21 protein-coding genes and 1 riboswitch are annotated in these 24,646 nt (G+C 72.2%); of the genes, 9 read left to right on the forward strand and 12 right to left on the reverse strand.

The features are described from left to right. The coding region (locus ACLIYP_RS14875; protein WP_412713612.1) for a TetR/AcrR family transcriptional regulator at positions 1-200 on the reverse strand (200 nt) is incomplete at its 3' end. Between the two features lie 12 nt (positions 201-212). Between ACLIYP_RS14875 and ACLIYP_RS14880 the strand changes: the two genes are divergently transcribed. Both ACLIYP_RS14880 and ACLIYP_RS14885 read left to right on the forward strand, forming a co-directional pair. Continuing rightward, positions 213-1,754, forward strand: a complete 1,542-nt coding sequence (locus ACLIYP_RS14880; protein ID WP_412713613.1) for an LCP family protein — start codon at positions 213-215, stop codon at positions 1,752-1,754. A 128-nt stretch (positions 1,755-1,882) separates the two neighbouring features. After that, a complete protein-coding gene (locus tag ACLIYP_RS14885; protein WP_412713633.1) occupies positions 1,883-3,502 on the forward strand; it encodes an LCP family protein in 1,620 nt (539 codons plus the stop codon). 114 nt (positions 3,503-3,616) lie between these two features. Here the strand turns inward: ACLIYP_RS14885 and ACLIYP_RS14890 are convergent, their stop codons facing one another. Then, positions 3,617-4,660, reverse strand: coding sequence for a glycosyltransferase family 2 protein (locus ACLIYP_RS14890; protein WP_412713614.1), 1,044 nt, complete (start codon positions 4,658-4,660; stop codon positions 3,617-3,619). A gap of 147 nt (positions 4,661-4,807) precedes the next feature. On the opposite strand from ACLIYP_RS14890, the gene ACLIYP_RS14895 reads away from it, so the two are divergent. Beyond that, the gene (locus ACLIYP_RS14895) at positions 4,808-6,400 is read left to right on the forward strand and encodes an LCP family protein (protein WP_412713615.1); all 1,593 of its coding nucleotides are present in this window, start codon (positions 4,808-4,810) and stop codon (positions 6,398-6,400) included. Positions 6,401-6,463: 63 nt separating this feature from the next. Here the strand turns inward: ACLIYP_RS14895 and ACLIYP_RS14900 are convergent, their stop codons facing one another. Beyond that, positions 6,464-7,015 carry an acyl-CoA thioesterase gene (locus tag ACLIYP_RS14900; protein WP_412713616.1) on the reverse strand — a complete coding sequence of 184 codons (552 nt, stop codon included), beginning with the start codon at positions 7,013-7,015 and terminating at the stop codon, positions 6,464-6,466. A 171-nt stretch (positions 7,016-7,186) separates the two neighbouring features. On the opposite strand from ACLIYP_RS14900, the gene ACLIYP_RS14905 reads away from it, so the two are divergent. After that, positions 7,187-8,386, forward strand: coding sequence for an LCP family protein (locus tag ACLIYP_RS14905; protein WP_412713617.1), 1,200 nt, complete (start codon positions 7,187-7,189; stop codon positions 8,384-8,386). Between the two features lie 220 nt (positions 8,387-8,606). Here ACLIYP_RS14905 and ACLIYP_RS14910 read toward each other — a convergent pair whose 3' ends face one another. Continuing rightward, the gene (locus tag ACLIYP_RS14910) at positions 8,607-9,785 is read right to left on the reverse strand and encodes an acyl-CoA dehydrogenase (RefSeq protein WP_412713618.1); all 1,179 of its coding nucleotides are present in this window, start codon (positions 9,783-9,785) and stop codon (positions 8,607-8,609) included. Between the two features lie 190 nt (positions 9,786-9,975). Between ACLIYP_RS14910 and ACLIYP_RS14915 the strand changes: the two genes are divergently transcribed. Both ACLIYP_RS14915 and ACLIYP_RS14920 read left to right on the forward strand, forming a co-directional pair. Then, positions 9,976-11,316 (forward strand): UDP-glucose dehydrogenase family protein, encoded by a 1,341-nt coding sequence (locus ACLIYP_RS14915; RefSeq protein ID WP_412713619.1) that lies wholly within the window; start codon positions 9,976-9,978, stop codon positions 11,314-11,316. 320 nt (positions 11,317-11,636) lie between these two features. Next, positions 11,637-12,017, forward strand: coding sequence for a VOC family protein (locus ACLIYP_RS14920; protein WP_412713620.1), 381 nt, complete (start codon positions 11,637-11,639; stop codon positions 12,015-12,017). Between the two features lie 151 nt (positions 12,018-12,168). Here the strand turns inward: ACLIYP_RS14920 and ACLIYP_RS14925 are convergent, their stop codons facing one another. The 4 genes from ACLIYP_RS14925 to ACLIYP_RS14940 all read right to left on the reverse strand — a co-directional run bounded on the left by ACLIYP_RS14925 (position 12,169) and on the right by ACLIYP_RS14940 (position 16,863). Next, the gene (locus ACLIYP_RS14925) at positions 12,169-13,449 is read right to left on the reverse strand and encodes a transglycosylase family protein (RefSeq protein WP_412713621.1); all 1,281 of its coding nucleotides are present in this window, start codon (positions 13,447-13,449) and stop codon (positions 12,169-12,171) included. Positions 13,450-13,453: 4 nt separating this feature from the next. After that, a riboswitch (cyclic di-AMP (ydaO/yuaA leader) is annotated at positions 13,454-13,631 on the reverse strand. A gap of 319 nt (positions 13,632-13,950) precedes the next feature. Beyond that, positions 13,951-15,147, reverse strand: a complete 1,197-nt coding sequence (locus tag ACLIYP_RS14930) for a dipeptidase (RefSeq protein ID WP_412713622.1) — start codon at positions 15,145-15,147, stop codon at positions 13,951-13,953. A gap of 1 nt (position 15,148) precedes the next feature. After that, positions 15,149-15,700, reverse strand: coding sequence for a 5-(carboxyamino)imidazole ribonucleotide mutase (purE, locus tag ACLIYP_RS14935; RefSeq protein WP_410538308.1), 552 nt, complete (start codon positions 15,698-15,700; stop codon positions 15,149-15,151). Then, positions 15,697-16,863 carry a 5-(carboxyamino)imidazole ribonucleotide synthase gene (locus ACLIYP_RS14940; RefSeq protein ID WP_412713623.1) on the reverse strand — a complete coding sequence of 389 codons (1,167 nt, stop codon included), beginning with the start codon at positions 16,861-16,863 and terminating at the stop codon, positions 15,697-15,699. The genes purE and ACLIYP_RS14940 overlap by 4 nt, the downstream gene beginning before the upstream one ends. A 132-nt stretch (positions 16,864-16,995) precedes the next feature. On the opposite strand from ACLIYP_RS14940, the gene ACLIYP_RS14945 reads away from it, so the two are divergent. Next, entirely contained in the window at positions 16,996-17,538 is a 543-nt protein-coding gene (locus ACLIYP_RS14945; RefSeq protein WP_412713624.1) for a GtrA family protein, read from the forward strand. On the opposite strand, the gene ACLIYP_RS14950 is transcribed toward ACLIYP_RS14945, so the two are convergent. Further along, complete coding sequence (locus tag ACLIYP_RS14950) at positions 17,464-18,822, reverse strand: ATP-binding protein (RefSeq protein ID WP_412713625.1); 1,359 nt, start codon at positions 18,820-18,822, stop codon at positions 17,464-17,466. The genes ACLIYP_RS14945 and ACLIYP_RS14950 overlap by 75 nt on opposite strands. A 133-nt stretch (positions 18,823-18,955) precedes the next feature. Further along, positions 18,956-19,633, reverse strand: coding sequence for a response regulator transcription factor (locus ACLIYP_RS14955; RefSeq protein WP_412713626.1), 678 nt, complete (start codon positions 19,631-19,633; stop codon positions 18,956-18,958). A 416-nt stretch (positions 19,634-20,049) separates the two neighbouring features. Between ACLIYP_RS14955 and ACLIYP_RS14960 the strand changes: the two genes are divergently transcribed. Further along, complete coding sequence (locus ACLIYP_RS14960; RefSeq protein WP_412713627.1) at positions 20,050-21,549, forward strand: peptide MFS transporter; 1,500 nt, start codon at positions 20,050-20,052, stop codon at positions 21,547-21,549. A 620-nt stretch (positions 21,550-22,169) separates the two neighbouring features. Here the strand turns inward: ACLIYP_RS14960 and ACLIYP_RS14965 are convergent. Together ACLIYP_RS14965 and ACLIYP_RS14970 are read right to left on the reverse strand one after the other, a co-directional pair. Beyond that, positions 22,170-22,685 carry an ATP-binding protein gene (locus tag ACLIYP_RS14965; RefSeq protein WP_093660970.1) on the reverse strand — a complete coding sequence of 172 codons (516 nt, stop codon included), beginning with the start codon at positions 22,683-22,685 and terminating at the stop codon, positions 22,170-22,172. Positions 22,686-22,926: 241 nt separating this feature from the next. Then, on the reverse strand, positions 22,927-23,310 hold the full coding sequence (locus ACLIYP_RS14970; RefSeq protein ID WP_093661090.1) for an STAS domain-containing protein: 384 nt from the start codon (positions 23,308-23,310) through the stop codon (positions 22,927-22,929). A 256-nt stretch (positions 23,311-23,566) separates the two neighbouring features. On the opposite strand from ACLIYP_RS14970, the gene ACLIYP_RS14975 reads away from it, so the two are divergent. Next, the gene (locus ACLIYP_RS14975; RefSeq protein ID WP_412713628.1) at positions 23,567-24,481 is read left to right on the forward strand and encodes an RNA polymerase sigma factor SigF; all 915 of its coding nucleotides are present in this window, start codon (positions 23,567-23,569) and stop codon (positions 24,479-24,481) included. Positions 24,482-24,646 lie beyond the last annotated feature (165 nt).

Consider the following 24,646-nt stretch of genomic DNA (forward strand, 5'->3'; position numbering starts at 1 on the left):
CACTCCCGGTAGGCGGCGGCCAGTGCGCGCAGGGCGCGCGGGCCCGGAGGCAGCGGCCCGGCCGCCTCGGTCAGCCGGGCCAGCAGATCGGCGTACAGGTCCCCGGCCACGGCGCTCAGGAGTTCCTTGCGCGACGGGTAGTACCGGTAGACGCCCGAGGGGACCAGGCCCAGCTCCTTGCCGAGCGCGCGCAGCGTCACCGCCTCCGGCCCGTGCGCCGCCATCAGGCGGCGGGCGGACGCGCGGCCGCACGCCAGGCCGCGGGCGGCCGGGCGGCATCACGGCGCAAGGCCAGGCCGAAGAAGTCCGCGAAGAAGAAGGCGCTGCTGTGGACGGGAGGCGTGACTGCATTCCTGGTCACCGGTACCGCGATCGCCGCCTACCTCGCCTACGAGCACTTCAACGGCAACATCGACACCGTCGACGTCGGCGACGCCGCCGAGGGCGGCTTCGGCAGCGACGGCCCGCTCAACATCCTGCTGATCGGCACCGACAAGCGCACCGGCAAGGGCAACGAGGGCTACGGCGACAAGAACAGCCCCGGCCACGCCGACACCACGTTCCTCTTCCACGTCTCGGCGGACCGCACCAACGCGACCGTGATGAGCATCCCCCGGGACCTGAAGACCGACATCCCCGACTGCCCGACCAAGCGGGAGGACGGCAGCACCGAGGTCGTCCCGGGCGAGCGGGACGTCCGGTTCAACACCAGCCTCGGCCAGGAGGGCCGGGACCCGGGCTGCACCATGCGCACCGTCAGCGAACTGACGGGGCTGGACATACACCACTTCATGATGGCGGACTTCAACGCCGTCAAGACGCTGACGACCGCGGTCGGCGGTGTCCCGGTCTGCCTGGAGAAACCGGTCGACGACCCCGACTCCAAGCTGAAGCTCCCCGCCGGCGAGAGCGTCGTCGAGGGGGAGCAGGCCCTGGCCTTCGTCCGCACCCGCAAGAGCTTCGGAAACAGCGGCGACCTGGACCGCATCAAGGTCCAGCAGCAGTTCCTGAGTTCGATGATCCGCCAGTTCAAGTCGAACGACACCCTCACCGACCCGGGCAAGCTGTGGGGCCTGGCGGACGCGGCCACCAAGGCGCTCACCGTCGACACCGGCATAGGCACCATCAAGAAGCTGAGCGACCTGGGCAAGGAGCTCAGCGGCATCAAGACCAAGAACATCTCCTTCCTGACGCTCCCGGTGATCGACAATCCCGCGGAGAGGGTCAAGGCCACGGTCGTGCCCGACCCCACCAAGGCCCCGCAGGTCTTCGCGATGCTGCGGGAGGACGTCTCCTTCACCGAGGTGAAGGAGAAGGAGAAGGCCGCCAAGGACAAGGCCAGGAAGGAGCAGGAGGCGCTGCTCAAGGGCGAGCGGGCCGCGGCCTCCGACGTACGTGTGGAGGTCCTCAACGGCGGGGAGATCGCCGGGGCCGCGCAGACGACGCTCACCTGGCTGCAGAACACCCAGAACGTGCTGAAGTCCAGCAACGGCGGCAACGCGCCCGAGCAGCTCGACAGGACGACGCTGGAGTACGGGCCCAACCAGGCCGATCAGGCCCGCAAGCTCGCGGACCTCATGGGCCTGCCCGCTTCCGCCCTGAAGCAGGGCACCGAGGACGCCGAACCGCTCGCACCGATGACCCTGACGCTGGGCGCCGACTTCAAGGGCGCCGGCATCCCCATCGCCGCCCCGGCGAAGGCTCCGGAGGATCTGGTGAAGGTGGAAGCCGACGAGAAGATATGCGCCAAGTGATTCCCGCGCGCCGCTTCCGCGCACGGGCCGAGTCGTAGGGAGAAGGCCCGTTGGGGCAGCGCACCACAGGGGGGAGGGGCGCGCACGAACGCGCCCCCCGGCCGGAGGACTTCGGCTGGAACGACAGCATGTACGACGAGCCGGGCGAGTCCGGGGAACCGGAGGGGGCCGTGAAGGCCGCGCAGTCCGGGAAGAGCGAGGGGGGCGGGGCCGGCGGTCCCGGGGACGCGGCGCCCGCGTCCGGCGGAGGCCGCCGCTCCGGCGGCCCGGAGCGGCGGACGGGCCGCGGCGGGCGGGTGCTGCGCTGGACGGCGCTCTCCCTCTCCGTACTGGTGCTCGGCACGGCGGGCGCCGGTTACCTCTACTACGAGCACCTCAACGGCAACCTCACCAAGAAGCCGCTGACCCTCGGCGACAACCAGTTGAAGCACCGGCAGAACGCGGAGGGCCGCACCCCCCTCAACATCCTGCTGCTGGGGTCCGACAGCCGCAACTCCGAGCGGAACCTCGAACTCGGCGGCTCCCGCGACGATGTGGGGCGCAAGCCGCTCGCCGACGTCCAGATGCTGCTGCACCTCTCGGCCGACCGCGACAGCATCTCGGTGCTCAGCGTCCCCCGGGACACCAAGGTGACCATCCCCGAGTGCACCGATCCCGAGGACGGGACGGAGCACCCGCAGACCATCGGAAAGATCAACTCCAGTCTCCAGTACGGCGGACCGGGCTGCACGGTCGCCACCTGGATGGAGCTGACCGGCATCCCCGTCGACCACTTCATGATGATCGACTTCGCGGGCGTGGTGGACATGGCCGACGCGGTGGGCGGTGTCCCGGTCTGCGTGGACGCCAACGTCCACGACCGGCGGTCGGGCCTGCGCATGAAGGAGGGAACCACCACCGTCACCGGGGAGAAGGCCCTCCAGTGGCTGCGCACCCGGCACGGTTTCGGGGACGGCAGCGACATCGGCCGGGCCCGGGCCCAGCACATGTACATGAACTCGATGGTGCGCCAGCTCAAGGCGGGCACCAAGCTCACCGACCCGGGCAAGCTCAGGTCGCTCGCCGAGGCGGCGACCAGGGCGCTCACCGTGGACGAGGGCATCGAGGGCGTCAAGGACCTCTACGACCTGGCCAACGAGCTCAAGCAGGTCCCCACCGAGCGGATCACCATGGTCACCATGCCGTGGGAGTACTCCGACGGCGGCAGCTACGTGGTGCCCAAGCCCGGCGACGCCGAGAAGGTCTTCTCCCTCATCCGGGACGACATCGCCCTCGACGGCAGGGACGAGAAGCCGAAGAAGCGGAAGAAGACCTCCGACCCCGCCGCTCCGGCCGGCGAGATCCCTGTGGACGTCCGCAACGGCACCCGTACCGTCACCCTCGGCCCCGTCAACGGCCGTGCCGGGGCCATCGCCGAGGAGTTGCGGCGGCTCGGCTTCGCCCAGGCCGGGGCCGACGCGGAGGAGGCTCCCCAGGCCGACACCACGGTGTCGTACCCGAGCGAGGACCTGCACGGTGACGCCCTGGCCGTGGCCAAGGCCCTGGGCCTGCCCGAGCGGTCCGTGCGCCAGTCCGCCGGAGTCGAGCGGGTCACCCTGGTGATCGGCGCCGACTGGCGGGAGGGGAGCGCCTACACCGGGCAGCCCGCGGCCGAGGAGGACGACGAGCGCGGCGCCCCCGAGAGCGCGAACGCGCTCAACGGCGACGACGAGAAGTGCATGAACGTCAACCCCGCCCACACCTGGTGATCCGGCGCCCCGGCGAAGCGGCAGGGGCCGGATCCGGGACCAGTGCCGGGACGGGCCGTGCCCCGGAGCCCCGTCCTGCCGTGGCTCCGGGGCACGGCCCGCGGGGAAGCCGGGTCAGCCGCCGGCCGTCACCGGCTCCCGGCGTGCGGCCTTCACCTTCTCCGCCAGTTTCCGGGGGCTCGTCAGAAAGCCCCAGCCCCAGGACATGTGCATGGTGGCCAGCGCCAGCGGGATGCGCACCCGCGCCCCGAGCGGCAGCCCCCTGCCCGCCGGGACCGATCCCGCGGTGATGGCCGCCAGGTAGCCGCCGGGGAGGACCAGGGCCCACGGTGTGACCAGCACGCCCGCCACCAGGCCCGCTCCGACGGCGAGTACGGCCGCCGGCGGCGCCAGGTAGCGCAGGTTGATCGAGCCCGAGTGGTAGCGGGCCACCACGTGCCGCCAGCGGCCGTAGTTGCGGTACTGCTTGGCCAGTGCGCGGACGCTGGGCCGGGGGCGGTAGGAGACCAGCAGCTCCGGCGAGAACCAGATCAGCCCGCCGTCCTGGCGGATGCGGAAGTTCAGCTCCCAGTCCTGCGCCCGGATGAACTCCTCGTTGTAACCGCCCTGCCGCTCCAGCACCTCGCGGCGGAAGACGCCCAGGTAGACCGTCTCGGCCTCGCCCGCCTCGCCGCCGGTGTGGAAGGCCGCGTTGCCCACCCCGATCCTGGAGGTCATGGCGGCGGCCACGGCCTTCTCCCAGTCGTTCTCGCCCTCGGCGTGCATGATGCCGCCGACGTTGGCCGCGCCGGTCTCCTCCAGCAGCCGCACGGCGGTGGCGATGTAGTTCGGCGAGAGCATCCCGTGCCCGTCCACCCGCACCACGACCGGGTGGCGGGAGGCGGCGATGGCCGCGTTGAGACCGGCGGGGGTGCGGCCGGTGGGGTTGGGCACGGTGCGCACCCTCGGATCCTCGCGGACCAGTTCGGCGGCGATGGAGTCGGTGCGGTCCCCGGAGGGACCGAGCGCGATCACGACCTCCAGCTCGCCGGCGTAGTCCTGCTCCAGGATGTGCCGCACCGAGCTGCGCAGATGCCGCTCCTCGTTGAGCACCGGCATGATCACGGAGACCGCGGGCGGCGCCGCGGCCGGGGAGGTGGGTTCGACAGGAGAGCTCACCGGGTCACGGTACCGCGATCGGGTGACCCGCTCGCACGGCAGCCGGGTGGCCGCGGACGGCGGGCGGCGTGGGACCGGCGGTCCGTAGATCGTATGGGCCTATGTTGGCCGCTTCCTGGCCCCCACCGCCACGGAGGTGCTTCCCCGATGCCCGCACGGTCCCGTCAGCGCGGTCGCCACGCCCGTCCCCGGCCGAAGCGGCGGGGTCTGTCCCGCTGGGGCGCCCGGGCGGCCACCGCCGTCTCGGTGATGGTGCTCATGGCCGGCGGCATCGGCCACGCGCTGGTCTCCGGGCTGGACGGCCGGCTGAAGCGGGTGGACCCCTTCCACGGGCTCAGCCACCGCCCCCAGAACGGCGACGGCCTCAACTTCCTGGTCGTCGGCACCGACGGGCGCGACACCGTCACCGAGGAGGAGCGGCGGCGGTACTCCCTGGGCGGGACCCCGTGCAACTGCACCGACACGCTCATGCTGGTGCACCTGTCCGCCGACCGCGACCGGGCCAGCGTGGTGAGCATCCCCCGCGACTCGTACACCGAGTTCCCCGAGCACACCGACCCCGCCACCGGCGAGCTCCGCACCGGCCGCACCGGGAAGATCAACGCCGCCTACTCGCTGGGCGGGCCGCACCTGACGGTACGCACGGTCGAGAAGATGACGGGGGTGCGCGTCGACCACTACCTGGAGGTCGACTTCACCAGCTTCATGCGGACCGTCGACGCCCTGGGCGGCGTCCCGGTGTGCACCACCCGGCCGCTGACCGACAGCCGCAGCGGCCTCGACCTGCCGGCCGGCACCACCCGGCTCGACGGCGGCCGGGCCCTGCAGTACGTCCGCGCCCGGCACGTCGACGCCGAGGGCGACCTCGGCCGCATCAAACGCCAGCAGCGCTTCCTGGCCTCCGTGATCGACGAGGTGACCGGGAGCGAGGTGCTGACGAACCCCGCCCGGCTCAACCGGGTCGCCTCGGCGCTCCTGGGATCGGTGCGCGCCGACCGGGACTTCGGCGCCCGTGAACTGCTGGCCCTGGGACGGGCGATGCGCGGCTTCACGGTGGCCTCCTCCGAGTTCGCCTCGGTGCCCCTGGACGACCCCGACCACAGCGTGCCCGGCATCGGCTCGACCGTGACCTGGGACGAGGAGAAGGCCGGGAAGCTGTTCGCGGCGCTGCGCCAGGACCGGCCGCTGTCGCCCGGCACCGCGGCGGGCGCGGGGCGCGGCACGGGACACGCGGCCGGGCACGGCGGAAAGAACCTGGACGAGGAGCCGGGCGCGGCGGAGCGCCGGAGCGCGCAGCGTCCGTCCGGCCCTCTTCCGGTCCGGGTGGACCCGGCGAAGATCCGGGTGCAGATCGAGAACGGCACGCCGGTCGCCGCCCTCGGGGCGCGGGTGGACCGCGAGCTGCGCGCCACCGGTTTCGACACCACCGGCACCCCGCGCGGCGCGAAGAGGCAGGACGTACGGCGGACGGTCATCCGCCACGACCCCGAATGGGACCGCTCGGCGCGCGCCCTGGCCACCGCGCTGCCCGGCGCGGAGCTGGAGGAGGTCAAGGGGCAGGGGCGGGTGATGGATGTCGTGCTGGGCACCGACCACCGCGGGGTGCTGCGGGTGCGCCACGCCCCCGAGTCCTCCGCGAGCCCGGCGCCGGAGGCGGAGGGCGCGGAGGAGTCCGCGCGCCCGGAGGGCGGGGGCGCCGGCGCAGAGGCGGTCACGGGCGACGAGGTCGTCTGCCCGTGACCGCGGGGCCGGGCCGTACGCGCCGACGGGTCCGTACGCGCCGGCGGGCCCGGGCGGCGGCCCTCAGTCCTCCGTCATGCCCTCGGCCGCCCGCCGGTCGCGCAGTTCCTTGATGGCGCGGCGCCTGGCGAGCCGGTGCGTACGCCGGATCTGCGCCTCCTGCCGGCGCCGCTCGTCGCGCTCGGTCTCGGGGACCACCGGCGGTACGGGCCTCGGCCGGCCGTTCTCGTCGACCGCGGTGAACACCAGGTAGGCGGAGGCGACCTGGGTGGCGGGCGTGGACTCGTTCCAGCGCTCGGCCAGCACCCGCACGCCGACCTCCATCGAGGACCGGCCGGTCCAGTTCACCTGTGCCTTCACATGCACCAGATCGCCCACCCGGACCGGCTCCAGGAAGACCATCTCGTCCATCGACGCCGTGACCGCCGGACCTCCCGAGTGCCGGCCGGCGACCGCGCCCGCCGCGTCGTCGACCAGTTTCATGATCACACCGCCGTGGACGGTGCCGAGGAGATTGGTGTCGTTCCCCGTCATGATGTGGGACAGGGTGGTGCGGGACGCCGCTGTGGGCTTGCCCGGCAGTTCTTGCTGGGTGGCCTGGGCCTGAGTGGTCATGCTTCCACCCTAAGCCGCCCGTCCCGGGCGGAACCGGGTGGCCCGGTGGGATCCCGTGCGCTCCCCGCCGGACCCGCCCGCCCCCGCATTGCATCAGCTCTGCAACAGCCGCGCTTCTGTTCCGCCCCCCTGTCTATGGCGCGCCCGGCCCGAGGGGGCACACTGCCTCCCATGACTGACTGGCCCAACAGCGGCGGCGTCGGCCCGCGCCCGGTTCCCAACCGCGCCGTACCGACGACCGGACCCGGCAACGACCCCGGCGGCGGCTACGGTTACGGCGGCCACGCGAGCTACGACTCCGGCTACAACACGGGCCAGGTATACGCCGGTTCGGGTTACGCGGGCGGCGGCCCGGGCGAGCCCGCCGCACCCGGCTACGGCGGTGCGAGACCGGCGCCGGACTGGGGCCGCCGGTTCAAGACCGGGCTCGTCACACTGCTCGTCGTGCTGCTGGTGTGGTCGGTCGGCACGTACTTCTGGGCCGATTCCAAGCTGCGCCGGGAGGTGGACCTGAGCACGGTCATGGACCGGCCCGAGAAGGGCGAGGGCACCACGTACCTCATAGTCGGCTCCGACAGCCGCGAAGGCCTGTCGGACGAGGACAGGAAGAAACTCCGCACCGGCTCGGCGGAGGGCAAGCGCACCGACTCCATGATCATCCTGCATGTGGGCCCCGAGGGGAACACGATGATCTCCCTGCCCCGCGACTCCTGGGTAACCATCCCGGAGTTCAAGGGCTCCGAGAGCGGCAAGACCTTCCCCTCCCCCGGTGCGCGCAAGCTCAACGCCGCCTACTCCATGGACGGCGCCACCCTGCTGGTCCGCACCGTCGAGTACAACACCGGCCTGCACATAGACCACTACGCGGAGATCGGCTTCGGCGGCTTCGCCTCCATCGTGGACGCCCTGGGCGGCGTGGAGATGGACATCCCCCGCGACATCAAGGACAAGAACTCCGGCGCCGACTTCAAGAAGGGCCGCCAGACCCTCGACGGCGCCCAGGCCCTGGCCTTCGTCCGCAACCGCTACGAGGCCGGCAGCGACCTGGAACGCACCAAGAACCAGCAGAAGTTCCTCTCCGCCCTGGCGAACCAGGCCGCCACCCCCTCCACGGTCATCAACCCCTTCAGGCTCTACCCGACGCTGGGCGCGGGGCTGGACACCCTGATCGTGGACGAGGACATGGGCCTGTTCGACCTCGCCTCGATGTTCTGGGCCATGAAGGGCGTCTCGGGCGGCGAGGGCACCTCGATGAACATGCCGATAGCGGGCTCCGCGCCGCAGGGCTCGCTCAAGTGGGACATGGCCAGGGTCAAGCAGCTCGTCGGACAGCTGAAGAACGGTGAGAAGGTCACGGTCAGGGCCGACTGAACCCGCCCGCGCGGGGAAGACGCCACCATGGCCATGTGAACGTGTGGGCCCCGGACCGCCCGGTCCGGGGCCCACACGCGTCTCCTTCCCGGGTCCCGGGGGCTCCCGAGCCCGGGAGGGGCGGGAGCGGTGGCGGGAAACGACAGGGGGCACCCCCGAAGGGGTGCCCCCTGGGCCGCGGTCGTGCTGCGGTGCGGTCCCGTGCGGCGGGAACGGCGTCCTACGGCAGGTTGCGGGCCATGACGATGCGCTGGACCTGGTTGGTGCCCTCGTAGATCTGGGTGATCTTGGCGTCGCGCATCATGCGCTCGACCGGGTAGTCGCGGGTGTAGCCGTAGCCGCCGAGGAGCTGGACGGCGTCCGTGGTGATCTCCATGGCGGCGTCGGAGGCGTAGCACTTGGCTGCGGCGCCGTAGAAGGTCAGGTCCTCCGCCCTGCCGTCGGCGCCGAGGGTGACGCGCTCGGAGCGGGCGGCGGCGGCGTAGGTGAGCTGGCGGGCGGCCTCCAGCTTCATCGCCATGTCGGCGAGCATGAACTGCACGCCCTGGAAGTCGCCGATCGGCTTGCCGAACTGCTTGCGCTCGGCGACGTAGCCCTTGGCGTAGTCCAGCGCGCCCTGGGCGATGCCGAGGGCCTGGGCCGCGATGGTGATGCGGGTGTGGTCCAGGGTCTTCATCGCGGTGGCGAAGCCGGTGCCCTCCTCGCCGATCATGCGGTCGGCGGGGATGCGGACGTTGTCGAAGTAGACCTCGCGGGTCGGGGAGCCCTTGATACCGAGCTTCTTCTCCGGGGCGCCGAAGGAGACGCCCTCGTCGCCCTTCTCCACCACGAAGGCCGAGATGCCCTTGGAGCGCTTGGCGGGGTCGGTGACGGCCATCACGGTGTAGTACTCGCTGACGCCGGCGTTGGTGATCCAGCGCTTGACGCCGTTGAGCACCCAGAAGTCCCCGTCGCGCACGGCGCGGGTCTTCATGCCCGCGGCGTCCGAGCCGGCCTCCGGCTCGGAGAGGCAGTAGGAGAACATCGCGTCGCCCTTGGCCAGCGGGGCGAGGTACTTGCTCTTGAGCTCCTCGGAGCCGGACAGGACCACCGGGAGGGAGCCGAGCTTGTTGACGGCCGGGATCAGGGAGGACGAGGCGCAGACGCGGGCGACCTCCTCGATCACGATGACGGTGGCGAGCGCGTCGGCGCCCGCACCGCCGTAGGACTCGGGTACGTGGACGGCGTGCAGGTCGTTGGCGACCAGCGCGTCCAGGGCCTCCTGCGGGAAGCGGCCCTGTTCGTCCACCTCGGCCGCGAAGGGCGCGATCTTCGCCTCGGCGAGCGAGCGCACCGATTCGCGGAGCATGTCGTGCTCCTCCGACGGACGGTAGAGGTCGAAGTCGGTCGATCCCGCCACGGTGTCTCACTCCCTGGGTGCGCTGCTGCTAACTACCGTTAAGTAACACAATTCTAGTGGTCCGCCGTCTCCACGGATACATGAGTTTGCCGACACCGGCCCCGCGGGCTCCCCCCTCGGCCCCCGCCCGCCCCGGCGGCGGCCGGATATGCTCACGGGCAGCACCTCGCCCGCGTCCCAGGAGCAGTCCATGGCCCTCAGAATCACCGTGATCGGCACCGGTTACCTCGGCGCGACGCACGCCGCCGCCATGGCCGAGCTGGGCTTCGAGGTGCTGGGCCTGGACGTGGTGCCGGAGAAGGTCGAGACGCTGTCCGCGGGACGGGTGCCGTTCTACGAGCCCGGTCTGGAGGAGCTGCTGCGCCGCCATGTCGCCGGGGTGGCGGGCTCGACCGGGCGGCTGCGCTTCACCACCTCCTGGGAGGAGGTGGGCGCGTTCGGGGACGTCCACTTCGTCTGTGTGAACACCCCCCAGAAGCAGGGCGAGTACGCGTGCGACATGTCCTACGTGGACAGCGCGCTGGACTCCCTGGCCCCGCACCTGGCGCGGCCCGCCCTGGTGGTGGGCAAGTCCACGGTGCCGGTGGGCAGCGCGGACCGGCTGGCCAGGCGGCTGGCGGAGCTGGCCCCTGCGGGCGACGCGGCGGAGCTTGCGTGGAACCCGGAGTTCCTGCGCGAGGGCTTCGCCGTGGAGGACACCCTGCGCCCGGACCGCATCGTGGTGGGGGTGCGCTCGGCGCGCGCGGAGGAGCTGCTGCGCGAGGTGTACGCGAAGCCGGTGGCCGAGGGCTCGCCGTTCGTCGTCGCCGACTTCCCGACGGCGGAGCTGGTGAAGACCGCCGCGAACTCCTTCCTGGCCACCAAGATCTCGTTCATCAACGCCATGGCCGAGGTCTGCGAGGCGGCCGGCGGCGACGTGGTGAAGCTGGCGGAGGCCATCGGGTACGACGACCGGATCGGGCGGAAGTTCCTGCGCGCCGGGATCGGTTTCGGCGGCGGCTGCCTGCCCAAGGACATCCGCGCGTTCATGGCGCGGGCGGGCGAGCTGGGCGCCGACCAGGCGCTGACGTTCCTGCGCGAGGTGGACTCGATCAACATGCGCCGCCGCTCCCACATGGTGGAGCTGGCCCGCGAGACGGTCGGCGGCACGTTCCTGGGGCAGCGCGTGGCGGTGCTGGGGGCGACCTTCAAGCCGGACTCCGACGACGTACGGGACTCGCCGGCGCTGAACGTCGCGGGCCAGATCCACCTGCAGGGCGGGCAGGTGACGGTCTACGACCCCAAGGGCATGGAGAACGCCCGGCGGGTCTTCCCCACCCTCGGCTACGCGGACAGCGTGCCGGAGGCGGTGCGCGGGGCGGACGTGGTGCTGCATCTGACGGAGTGGCGCGAGTTCGGGGAGCTCGACCCGGAGGCGCTGGGCCAGGCCGTGGCGCACAAGCGCATCCTGGACGGCCGCAACACCCTCGACCCGGTCCTGTGGCGCAAGGCGGGCTGGTCCTTCCGCGCGCTGGGCCGGCCGACGGCGTAGGGCCCGCTCCCCGCCCGCGGGCTTCCGCCCGCAGGGCCTGCGGGGCCCGCCGGGAGCGGCTCGGTCACCGGAGGACCGCCGTGCGTGGTACTTCCGCACCTTCGCCCGGCCGCCGCAGACGGCCATGGCGACCGGCGCCCGCGGCCCGCCGGGCTCCTGTCGCGGTACGCCCGGCGGCGGTCGTGCGCCTCGCACACCTCGGGGCGGGACCAGACCAGGCGCCGTCGGCCACTGCGGTGCGCGCTCCCGGATCAAGTCGTCAGCAGGCGGCAGACCGGGTAGCAGAAGCAGTGATCCACGGCACAGGAGGGAAGAGCACCATGGCCATCACCACACTGCGGGACGTAGTCGTACTGGACTGCCCGGAACCGGGGAGGCTCGCCGACTTCTACGCACGGATGCTGGGAGGGAAGGTCGAGGGCGAGGGCAGGTGGGTGGAGGTGACGTTCGACTCGGGCTCCCTGAAGGGCCGGACGTTCGCCTTCCAGGAGGCGCGCGGGTACGTGCCGCCGCAGTGGCCGAGCGCCGAGCGGTCGCAGCAGTTCCACCTCGACTTCTACGTGCCCCGCGAGGAGCTGGACGCGGCCGAGCGGGAGGCGCTGGATCTGGGGGCCGAACTCCTCCAGGGCGACGGGGGCGAGCGCGACTTCCGCGTCTACCGGGACCCGGCCGGGCACCCCTTCTGCCTCTGCGTGGAGTGAGACGGCCGGCCGCCGGGGCGCGGTGGGGCAGGGCGCCGGGGCGAGGAACGAGGAAGAGGCGGGCGGGGCGGGGGTGTTCGCACACCCCTGCCCCGCCCGCCTCCCGACCGGCTCCGGACTCGGTTGACCGGGCCGGTGAGGGTCAGGTCCCTCAGATGCTGACGCCGTTGGCCCGCAGGTAGGCCAGGGGGTCGATGTCCGAGCCGTAACCGGGGGCGGTACGGATCTCGAAGTGCAGGTGCGGACCGGTGCTGTTGCCGGTGGAGCCGACGGCGCCGATCTGCTGGCCGGCGCTGACCGTCTGGCCGGCGCTGACCGACAGCGAGGACAGGTGGCCGTACTGGCTGTACCGGCCGTCGTTGTGACGGATGACGACCTGGTTGCCGTAGGCCCCGCCCCAGCCGGCGGAGACCACGGTGCCGCTGGTGACGGCCTTCACCGGGGTGCCGGAGGCGGCGGCGAAGTCCTCACCGGTGTGGCCGTTGGACCAACGGGCGCCGGAGGCCTTGTAGGAGCCGGACGGAGCGGCGTTCACCGGAGCGGTGTAGCCGGTGACCGCACCGCGGTCACTGCGGTCGGCGCGCTCGGCCGACTGCTGCACGGCCTCGGCCTTCTCGGTCTTCTCGGCCTTGGGGGCGGCCTTCGGGGCCGGCTTGGCCTCGGGCTTGGCCTCGGGCTTGGCCGCGGCCTTCTGCTGGGTGGCGGCGCCGCCCAGGGTGAGCTCCTGACCCGGGAAGATCAGGTTCGGGTTGTCGCCGATGACCTGGCGGTTGTCCTCGTAGATGCGCTCCCAGCCGCCCTGGACGCCCTGGGCGTTGGCGATCTTGGAGAGGGTGTCGCCGCCGACGACCTCGTAGGAGGTGCCGGCGCCGGCGCCGTGGTCGTGGCTGTGGCTGTGGCCGTGGGCGCGCTCACCGCGGTCCGCGCGCTGCGGCGCGGCCTGGGTCTTCTGCTGCTTCGGCTCGGCCTCGGCCTTCGGAGCGGCGGCCGGGGCCTGCTCCTTCTGCTCGGTGGGGTTGCTCTGGCCGTCGGGGGAGACGGCCGGGGCGGGACCGCCCTTGGTCAGGCCGGCCTTGACCGAGCACACGGGCCAGGCGCCCGGGCCCTGTCCCGCCAGCACCTTCTCGGCGACGGCGATCTGCTGGTCCTTGGTGGCGAGGTCGGCACGCGGCGCGTACTGGGTACCGCCGAAGGCGGCCCAGGTGCTCTGCGTGAACTGCAGGCCGCCGTAGAAACCGTTGCCGGTGTTGATGCTCCAGTTGCCCGTGCTCTCGCACTGGGCGACCTTGTCCCAGGTCTCGACGGAGGCCGCGTTGGCTCCGCCGGCGGCCATGAGGGGAAGGGCCATGCCGGCGCCGCCCACGGAGATGGCGAGCGACAGGCGGGTGAGACGGCTGTTGCGCATACGACGGTGACGTCCGCGTGCGGACATAGGTGTGCTCCTTCTCCTACGCCTGCGAGGTGAGCTGTCGGGTTCGGGCTGGAGTTGCCCGGCCATGTGTGCCGCGGCGCGTGGCGCGCGGCATGGCTTCACCCCAAGCCGTCCCGTATGAGCCCGGGACGGCGACTTACCTTGGGTCCCCCGCTCCTGTCATCGGGTGGTGTGGATGGTCCAGCCCGCCGCCGTTGACAGGATTCGGCGTTCGACAGCGGGCCGCCGCACATTCGTACGGCACGGCCAGAACGGTAGACACATCGTTTCCGCCGATACAAGCCGATGGGTCACAGGACGCCCGTTTCGAAGGCTTTGATGATCGTCGGATCGTCACCGTCCGCTGCGTTCACTTCCCGAAGAGTGGCGGAACCCGCCTCTGACGCGCTGTCACTTCTCGCCACTGCCAGGGGCGATGACGCAGAAGGCCCTCCACCGGCACGCAGAGCGACGTACCGGGGAGGGCCGGCTCGTGAGTTGAATCACGAGGAGGTCAAGGAGCTATCCGTCGAGCTGTCCGATGGTGGCGATCGACGGGCCGCGCCTGGTCCGCTCGTGGCGGGCGACCGCCTCCGCGTCGCGCAGCACGCGCACCGCGTTCTTCCAGGTGAGCTTCGCGAGGTCGGCCTCGGACCAGCGGCGGTCCAGCAACTCGGCCACCAGATGCGGATATCCGGACACATCGCTCAGATCGGACGGGGTGAAGGCCGTGCCGTCGAAGTCGCCGCCGATGCCGATGTGGTCGATGCCCGCGACCTCGCGCATGTGGTCCAGGTGGTCGGCGACCGTCGCCGCCGTGGCCACCGGGCGCGGGTTGGCCTCCTCGTACGCGCGCTGGACCGCCAGGCCCCTCTCGCTGCCGTCCAGGGGGTGAAGGCCGTGGGCGCGCATGTTCTCGTCGGCGGCCTCGGTCCAGGCGACGGCGGCGGGCAGCACGAACTTCGGCACGAATGTGGCCATCGCCACACCGCCGTTGACCGGAAGCCGCTCCAGCACGTCGTCGGGGACGTTGCGCGGGTGGTCGCACACCGCGCGGGCCGAGGAGTGCGAGAAGACCACCGGCGCCGTCGTCACCCGCAGGGCGTCGCGCATGGTGGCGGGCGCCACATGGGAGAGGTCCACCAGCATCCCCAGCCGGTTCATCTCACGCACGACCTCCTCGCCGAAGCGGGTCAGGCCGTCGTGGCGCGGGGTGTCGGTGGCCGAGTCCGCCCAGTCGATGGTGTCGTTGTGGGTGAGTGTCATGTAGCGCACACCCAGCCGGTACAGGGCACGCAGTGTGGCCAGGGAGTTGTTGATGGAGTGGCCGCCCTCGGCGCCCGTCAGGGAGGCGATGCGGCCCTCGGCGCGGGCCGCCTCCATGTCGTCGGCGGTGAAGGCGAGCCTGAGGTCGGCCGGGTGGCGGTCGGCCAGCCGCCGCACCACGTCGATCTGCTCCAGGCAGGCGCTGACGGCGGCGTCGCCGGTCAGGTCGGTGCGCACGTAGACCGACCAGAACTGCGCCCCCACCCCGCCCGCGCGCAGCCGCGGGATGTCGGTGTGCAGATGGGCCGACTGGTCCCCGGCGATGTCGCGCCGGTCCAGGTCGTACGCCACCTGCTCGCGCAGCGCCCACGGCAGGTCGTTGTGGCCGTCGGCGACGGGATGGGCCTCCAGCAGCGCCCTGGCCCGCGCCAGCAGCTCGGCGGAGTGACCCATCTCACCTGCCCCCGAAGCCGAAGCCGGCGCCGCCCGCGGCGACCTTGCTCCGCAGCCGCCGGCCCTTCTCCCTCGCCTGGTCCTTCAGCTCCGCCTGGAACCGCTCCATGCGCTCGCGCAGCTCCTCGTCGTGGGCCGCCAGGATGCGGACCGCCAGCAGGCCCGCGTTGCGCGCGCCGCCGACCGAGACCGTGGCGACCGGGACCCCGGCGGGCATCTGGACGATGGACAGCAGGGAGTCCATGCCGTCCAGGTGCCGCAGGGGCACGGGGACGCCGATCACCGGCAGCGGGGTGACGGAGGCGAGCATGCCCGGCAGATGGGCCGCTCCCCCGGCGCCCGCGATGACCGCCTTCAGCCCGCGTCCGGCCGCCTCGTCGCCGTAGGCGATCATCTCGTGCGGCATGCGGTGGGCGGAGACGACGTCGACCTCGTAGGGGACCTCGAACTCGTCCAGGGCCTCGGCCGCGGCCTCCATGACGGGCCAGTCCGAGTCGGATCCCATGACGATCCCCACGGCGGGGGCGGACGCGGGGCTGGGGGCGTTGCTCATTCGGTGATGGTCCCTCGCAGATAGGCGGCGGCGTGGGCGGCGCGCTCGCGTACGTCCGCCAGGTCGTCGCCGTAGGTGTTGACGTGGCCGACCTTGCGGCCGGGCTTCACGTCCTTGCCGTACATGTGGATCTTCAGCCGCGGATCGCGGGCCATGCAGTGCAGATAGCCCTGGTACATGTCGGGGTAGTCGCCGCCGAGCACGTTGGCCATCACCGTCCAGGGCGCGCGGGGGCGCGGGTCGCCCAGCGGCAGGTCGAGCACGGCCCGCAGGTGGTTGGCGAACTGGGAGGTGACCGCGCCGTCCTGGGTCCAGTGGCCGCTGTTGTGCGGACGCATGGCCAGCTCGTTGACCAGGACGCGGCCGTCGCGGGTCTCGAACAGCTCCACCGCCAGGTGCCCGATCACACCCAGCTCCTTCGCGATCGTCAGCGCGGTCTCCTGGGCGTGGGCCGACAGCTCCGGCGACAGGCCGGGGGCCGGGGCGATCACCGTGTCGCACACCCCGGCCACCTGGATCGACTCCACCACCGGGTAGGCCACGGCCTGGCCGTGCGGGGAGCGCACCACGTTGGCCGCCAGCTCGCGGACGTAGTCCACCTTCTCCTCGGCCAGCACCGGCACACCCGCCCGGAACGGCTCGGCGGCCTCGGCCTCGGAGGACACCACCCACACGCCCTTGCCGTCGTAGCCGCCGCGGACGGTCTTGAGGACGACCGGCCAGCCCTCCTCCCCCGCGGCTCCCTCGTGCGCGGCTCCCTCGCGCGCGAACCGCGTGACGTCGGCCGGGTCCGCCACGATCCGGTGCCGGGGACAGGGAATGCCGATCCCGCTCAGCCGCGCCCGCATCACGCCCTTGTCCTGCGCGTGCACCAGCGCGTCGGGCCCGGGCCGCACCGGGATGCCCTCCGCCTCCAGGGCGCGCAGGTGCTCGGTGGGCACGTGCTCGTGGTCGAACGTGATCACGTCGCAGCCGCGGGCGAAGTCGCGCAGGGTGTCCAGATCGCGGTAGTCGCCGACGACGACGTCGCGGACCACCTGGGCCGCGGAGTCCTGGGGGGTGTCGCTGAGCAGCTTGAACCTGATGCCGAGGGGGATGCCCGCCTCGTGCGTCATCCGCGCGAGCTGCCCGCCGCCGACCATGCCGATCACAGGAAATGTCACGTCCGTAGCCTATCGGCCGGACGGCGGGTACCCGGAGCGGTACGGGGCCGTGACTAGCATGGCCGACCAGGACGCGACGGCGGGCCCCGCGGGGCCGCGCGAGAGCCGAGAGAACGGGGCGAGTGGACCACTATGGGTGAACGGCGCGTACTGCGCTCCAGGCTGCTGCGGCTACGGCGCGAGCTGGCCAAGTTCGGCACGGTGGGGGCCTTCGGCTTCCTCGTCAACGTGGCCGTCTTCAACCTCTGCATCCACGGCCTGGGCCTGGCGCCGGTGCGCTCGGGGGTGATAGCGACCGCGGTCGCCATCGGGACCAACTACCTGGGCAACCGCTACTGGACCTACCGGCACACCGACAAGAGCCGGATGCACCGCGAGGCCGGCCTGTTCATGCTGTTCAGCGGCGTCGGCCTGGTGATCGAGAACGGTGCGCTGGCCATCTCGCACTACGGCCTGGGCCTCACCTCGCCGCTGGCCGACAACGTCGCCAAGAACTTCGTCGGCCTCGGCATCGCCACGGTCTTCCGCTTCTGGGCGTACCGCACCTGGGTCTTCCGCGGGGCTTCGCGGGCGCGCGGGGGGTCCGGTGCGCGGGCCGCCTCAATTCCCCGCCGGCGGATCGTCGGCCTCGCGGCTCAGGAAGAGAGCGAAGACCGGCGGGCGCTGCTGAAGTAGTTCCAGGCGTCCCCCGTCGGCCTCCGCCAGGTCGCGGGCGACGGCCAGCCCCAGGCCCGTGGAGTTGCGCCCGCTGACCGTGCGCTCGAACACCCGTGCCCCCAGCTCCGGATCGACGCCCGGCCCCTCGTCCGTCACCTCGACCACCACCTGGTTCCCGGCGATCCGGGTACGCAGCGCGACCGCGCCGCCACCGTGCATCAGGGCGTTCTCGATGAGCGTGGCCAGCACCTGGGCCACCGCCCCCGGCGTGCCCACCGCCCGCAGCCCCTGGCGGCCGGAGCGGACGATGGCCCGGCCCGCCTTGCGGTACGCCGGGCGCCACTCCTCGATCTGCTGCTTGACCACCTCGTCCAGGTCGAAGCCCACGGCGGAGCCCGAGCGGGGGTCGCGCGAGTTCGTCAGCAGCCGCTGCACCACGTCGGTCAGCCGCTCCACCTGTGCGAGCCCGACCAGCGCCTCCTCCCGGATGGTGGAGGCGGCCGCCCTGTCGGCGGCGGCCGTTCCGGTGCTCCCTGTGGTGGTTCCGGTGGTGGTTCCGGTGTCTCCGCCGCCGGTGGTGCCGGTGGTGCCGGCGGCCTCGATGGCGTCGGCCGCCGCGACGATCTCCTCCAGCCGCATGGACAGCGCGGTCAGGGGGGTGCGGAGCTGGTGGGAGGCGTCCGCGGCCAGCCGCCGCTCGGCGGTGAGCATCCGGGCGATCCGCTCGGCGCTGGCGTCCAGCACGTCCGCCACCCGGTCCAGCTCGGGCACGCCGTAGCGCCGGTGGCGCGGGCGGGGATCACCGGAGCCGAGGCGCTCGGCGGTCTCGGCGAGGTCGGTGAGGGGGGCCGCGACGCGGCGGGCCTGCTGCACGGCCAGCAGCACCGCCGCTATCACCGCCAGCAGCGCCACCGCCAGGATGATCAGCAGGGTCCGGCCCACCTCCTCGCGGACCCGGTCGTCGTCCTGCCTGACGGTGACGGTGACGCCCGGCTCGGCGGCCCGCCCCTCGATGGCCCCCTCGCCGGGGTGCTCGCCCAGCTCGATGGGCGGCTGCCCGGGCAGCTCGATGCGGACGTGGCGGTCCTGGGGGACCTGGGAGCGCATGGAGGCGGCGGTCACGCTCTCCTCGGCGACCAGGCGGCTCTCGACGACCGAGACCAGCCGCGCGGCGTCGGAGCGGACGCTCTCGTGGGCGCTCTCCTCGATGGTGCGGGTCTCGACGATCACCAGGGAGACCCCGAAGACCGTGATCACGACGAGGACCACGGCCAGCGTGGAGTTGATCAGACGTCTGCGCATGGCGGCGCCGGCCCTTCGGGGTCTTGCGGTGGTCTTCGGCGGTCTGGCGGTGTTCGGGCGTCTTCTCGGGTCCTTCAGGGGGCCTGCGGTGCTCTCCGGCGGCCCGGTGCGGACCGTGCGGAGCCCGGCGGCGTCAGTCCTTCTCGAAGCGGAAGCCGACGCCGCGCACCGTGGCGATGTAGCGGGGGTTGGCCGCGTCGTCGCCGAGCTTCTTGCGCAGCCATGAGATGTGCATGTCGAGGGTCTTCGTCGACGACCACCAGGTGGTGTCCCAGACCTCCCGCATCAGCTGGTCGCGCGTGACGACGCGGCCGGCGTCGCGCACCAGCACCCGCAGCAGATCGAACTCCTTCGCCGTGAGCTGGAGCTCCTCGTCCCCCATCCACGCCCGGTGCGACTCGACGTCGATGCGCACACCGTGGGTGGCCGCGGGCTGCGCGGGCTCGACGGCGCCCCGCCGCAGCAGGGCCCGCACCCGGGCGAGCAGCTCGGCCAGCCGGAACGGCTTGGTGACGTAGTCGTCGGCGCCCGCGTCCAGGCCGACGACGGTGTCCACCTCGTCGGCGCGCGCGGTCAGCACCAGGACGGGGAAGGTTTGCCCCTCGTTGCGCAGCCGGCGGCAGACCTCCAGTCCGTCCATGCCGGGCAGACCGAGGTCGAGCACGACCAGGTCGATGTCGCCGTGCTGGCCTGCGTCGAGCGCGCCGGGGCCGTCCTCGCGCACCTCGACCTCGTACCCTTCGCGGCGCAGGGCTCGGGCCAGCGGCTCCGAGATGGAGGCGTCATCCTCGGCGAGCAGTACTCGGGTCATGGCCCGATGGTAGACCTCGCGGCGGCGGCTCCCGCAGGCCCGCGGGGAACCGGGCGGCGCACGTCCGGTTCCCGGGAGGGCGTGTGACATGCGCCTCTCGCCGCCCGCCGGTCGCCGGGTGCGCGGTGGACGTTGGCGTACCCTGACCGAGGCGCCGTCCGGGACCGGCTGCCTCCGGCGCGGTCAGGCGCCGGGGCCCGCCGTCGAGGAGCCCCCGTACACACCCGTACGCAGGGGCCGTCCCGTAAAGCCGGTCCGCCCGTGACCCGCAGGGTCCGGACGCGCGGCGGCGCCGCAGGAACCGTCGGCCGGGAACGGGCACACGCGCACGGGGGCGCGGAGCCGGAGCCGACCACCCACCCCGGGCGCGTGCGCACCACATCGCGCGCGTCCTGACCGAGCAAGGAACCACCACCATGGCGTCCAGCCTGACGAAGGACTCCGCCGGCACCACCGGCAAGACCTTCTTCGGCCACCCCCGCGGTCTGGCCACACTCTTCATGACGGAGATGTGGGAGCGCTTCTCCTGGTACGGAATGCGCGCCATCCTCGTCCTCTACCTGATCGCGGGCGTACTCGAAGGCCCCCTCGCGGGCCGTGAGGCCCTCGCCGCGGCGATCTACGGCGTCTACAACGCCGTCGTCTACATGGCCGCCATGCCCGGCGGCTGGGTCGCCGACCGACTGTGGGGCGCCCGCAAGGCGGTCCTGGTCGGCGGCATCGTCATCGCGCTGGGCCACTACACGCTGGCGATCCCGTCGGACGTGGCGTTCTTCGCCGGACTCGGCCTGATCGCGGTCGGCACCGGCCTGCTCAAGCCGAACATCTCCGCGATGGTCGGCGGCCTCTACGAGGGCCAGTCCAGCGCCCGCCGCGACGCCGGCTTCACGATCTTCTACATGTCGATCAACATCGGCGCCATGTTCGCGCCGCTGGTGGTCGGCTACCTCGGTGAGAACGTCGACTGGCACCTGGGCTTCGCCGTCGCCGGCGTCGGCATGACGCTGGCCGTGGTCCAGTACGTCCTGGGCGGCCGCCACCTCGGCGACGTGGGCCGCCACCCCGGCACCCCGGCCACGCCCGAGGAGAAGCGCTCGGTGCTGCGCAAGGTCGCGCTGTGGACCGGTCTGGCCGCCGCGGCGCTGCTGGTGGACCTGGCGCTGGGCACGTACGACATCGAGCACATCGTCAACTTCCTGGCCGTCCTCGGCGTCGTCGTCCCCGTCCTGTACTTCGCCTCGATGTACCGGAACCCGGAGCTGACCGAGCAGGACCGCCCGCGCGTCAAGGCGTTCGTGTGGTTCTTCGTCACCGCCGTGCTGTTCTGGATGATCTACGACCAGTCCGGTTCGCTGCTGACGATCTTCGCGAACAACGACACCGACCGCATGATCGGCGGCTGGGAGTTCCCGGCCTCCTGGTTCCAGTCGGTCAACCCGGTCATGATCATCGTCCTGGCGCCGGCCTTCGCGACCCTGTGGGTGTGGCTGGCCAAGCGCGACAGCGAGCCCAGCGCCCCGATGAAGTTCGCCCTGGCGATGCTCCTCATCGGCGGTTCCTTCGGCCTGATGGGCCTGGCGGGCGCCGCCGCGGCGAACAGCGAGACCGGCAGGGTCACCGTCTTCTGGCTGCTGAGCGTCTACCTGCTGCAGACCCTCGGCGAGCTGTGCCTGTCCCCGGTGGGCCTGTCGCTGTCGACGAAGCTGGCCCCGAAGCAGTTCGTCGGCCAGATCATGGGCCTGTGGTTCCTCGCAACCGCCACCGGCAACGCCCTCAACGGCTGGGCGACCCAGCTCAACGAGCCGATGGGCGACGCGGCGTACTACACCATGTGGGGTCTGGTCGCCGTGGCCGCGGGCTTCGCCTTCATGACGGCGGGGAAGCGGATCCGGGCACTGATGGGCGGCGTGAGGTAACGCTCCCGGAGCACGGTACGGAGCGAGCCGGGTCCCGGTCCTGCGACAGGACCGGGACCCGGCTCGCGGGCCGTGTGCGCGGACCGGGCCGGGGGCCCGGGCCGTGGACGGGGTCGGGCCCCGGCCCTCTCGAACGCCTCCCACTGGGCCCGCACCAGATCGTCCGGCACCGGGCCCGGGCCGTCGGGGGAGAGCGCCTCCGGACGGAAGGGGAGCATGGTCGAGCCCGAGCGGACCACCGTCGGATACTCGGTCAGGACCAGTCCCTCGTCCTTCACATCGCCGATCCGCAGCCGGTACGCCACGGCCCCGTCACCCACCTCGGGCGCACCGGCCGCTCCGCCCGGCCCGTGGGCCCCCGTCGATGTCGCCCAGCTCCACGTCCCGGTGCGCCTCGGCCGAGGAGGCGTCGCCGCCGGCACCAGCGCGAGCGCCGCGGCCTGCAGACCGGTCCCTCTCGGTACGGCAGCCGCCGTCCCGTCCGTGTGCCCCATCCCCGGTCGTTCGCGGTCCGCACCCCGCCGGGCGTGTCCGGACACGAGTGCGCCGAGTCCCGAGCGGGACCCGGCGGTGGGGACCGTACTTCCGGCGAGGGCCGGCGGGGAGGGGCGGCCGGACCCTCAGTCCGCGTCCGGCCCGGCCAGTTCGGCCCAGACCGTCTTCCCTGCCGTACCGTCCGGGTGGCGCACCACGCCCCAGTCCAGGCAGAGCCGCTGGACGATGAACATGCCGTGCCCGCCGGGCCGCCCGGGGCGGTGCGGGGTACGGGGCGAGGGGAGGCCGGCGCCGCGGTCGGCCACCTCGATCCTCAGCAGTTTGGGACCGCAGCCTATGCGCACCTCTTCGGGCCCGTCGGCGTGCAGGCAGGCGTTCGTCACCAGCTCGGAGACCACGAGCAGGGCGTCTTCGGCGGCGGCACGCTGTTCGGGGCCGGCCGCGGGCAGCCAGCCCCAGTCGTGAAGCGCCTGACGGGTGAAGTCACGAGCACGGGGGACCGCACCGCTCGCCCCCATGAGCCGCAGCCGTCGTACCTGGCGCATCTCGCGCACCTGACCGACCGGTGCGGCTGCGGTCGCGGCGGTGCCCTCCGGCTCCGGGCCGCGATCGCCCGCCGGTTGCGGCCGGGTGGTGCTCATCAGTGCTTCACCTCACCGGTTGACCAGTTCGTCGGTCTTCGCCTGGTCTGCGAACAACTGTTTCGGAGGGATTTCAGGGAGTCTCCTGCCCTGCGGGGGCGGGAGAACACCCATCTGTCGGGACGGAATCGCGCTCCGGGCGTAACACTCTGGTCACGGGCCGGTACGCGGGCGGCACGCGCGGTCCGCGCGCCCACACGCCGGAGCCGTGTCGCGGGGACCGCACGCCGGAGCCGCGCCATCAGGACTGCGCGGTCTCCTTCAGCGCGTCGGCCAGGCTCTCGTGCAGGGCGAACACGCCGTCGGCCCCTGTGATCTCGAACACTCTCGCGACGACCGGCCGCATTCCGGCCAGATGGATCCCGCCTCCGGCCGCCTCGGCCTTCAGCCTGGCGCCCAGAAGGACGTTGAGCCCGGTGGAGTCGCAGAACTCCAGCTTCGAGCAGTCCACGACGAGCAGCTTCTCGCCGTCCTCCAGCGAGCGCTCCAGCGGTTCTCGCAGCAGATCGGCGGTGTGGTGGTCGAGCTCGCCGTCAGGCGTCACCACCAGACTCGCGCCGTGGCGCTGTACGTCGACCGTCAGTCGACCCCGGTGGCTGGTGCTGCCGGGCACCCCGCGGTCCATGTACACCCCTTCAACATTCCCAGTAACCGATCACTGCCGTCCGCAGATGGACGTTCGAACCCTACGCCCTTACAGCCGCAACCGGTAGCCGCGCAACCAGCACATTGGGGCATATTCGGGCAACCAGCACTTGCCATCCTCCCTCGGGAGCAGGTAGGCGTAGGAGGGACCACTAAAACACGTCGGCTTGGAGGCGCCGCACCCCGTAGTGCAGGAACGGCTTCGGCAGCCATATGCCGATAACGATGGAGGCACCATGTCACCCCGGCTCGACGGATCGTCCATCACGTCGTCGGTCGTCCCGCCCGAGCAGCTCGGGAGCGGGTTCCCGGAGGTCGGCCCGGAGCAGGCGGAGAGCCTGTCCGGTCTGCTCGGCCTGCCCGACATCCCGCCGTACGACGAGGTGGGGCCGCTGGACGCGCGAGCCCTTTCCAAGACCCTCTTCGAGCGTCTGGAGACGCTGCGGGAGGGCACGCACGAGTACGCGTACGTCCGCAACACCCTGGTCGAGCTGAACCTCGCGCTGGTGAAGTTCGCCGCCGCCCGGTTCCGTTCCCGCAGCGAACCCATGGAGGACATCGTCCAGGTCGGCACCATCGGCCTGATCAAGGCGATCGACCGGTTCGAGATCGGCCGCGGGGTCGAGTTCCCGACCTTCGCCATGCCGACGATCGTGGGCGAGATCAAGCGCTTCTTCCGCGACACGTCCTGGTCCGTGCGCGTTCCCCGGCGTCTCCAGGAACTCCGTCTGGACCTGGCCAAGGCCGGCGACGAGCTCGCCCAGCAGCTCGACCGCTCCCCGACCGTCGGCGAACTGGCCGACCGTCTGGGCCTGAGCCGGGAGGAGGTGGTCGAGGGCATGGCCGCGAGCAACGCGTACACCGCCAGCTCCCTCGACGCCCAGCCCGACGAGGACGAGACCGAGGGCGCGCTCGCCGACCGCATCGGCTACGAGGACCACGGGCTGGAGGGGATCGAGTACGTGGAGTCCCTCAAGCCGCTGATCGCCGAACTCTCGCCGCGTGATCGCAGAATCCTCTCCCTCCGCTTCGTGGCGAACATGACCCAGTCCGAGATCGGCGAGGAACTGGGCATCTCCCAGATGCACGTGTCCCGGCTGCTCTCGCGGACGCTGGGCAGGCTCCGCAAGGGGCTGCTGGTCGAGGAGTGAGCCACTCCCGTCCGACCGGACGGGTGCCCCGTTCCATCACCCTTATGGCCGATGGGAATCACTCTTCCGGTCTTTTGACCCGCCCTTGACCTTCGAGGGACCTCCGGGGCCCGTACGGGGATCACATCCCCGTACGGGCCCGTCCGCGCAGGGGCCCGTACGCGC

The sequence above is a fragment of the Streptomyces nanhaiensis genome, assembly GCF_046614825.1.
Classification (GTDB): Bacteria; Actinomycetota; Actinomycetes; order Streptomycetales; family Streptomycetaceae; genus Streptomyces; species Streptomyces radiopugnans.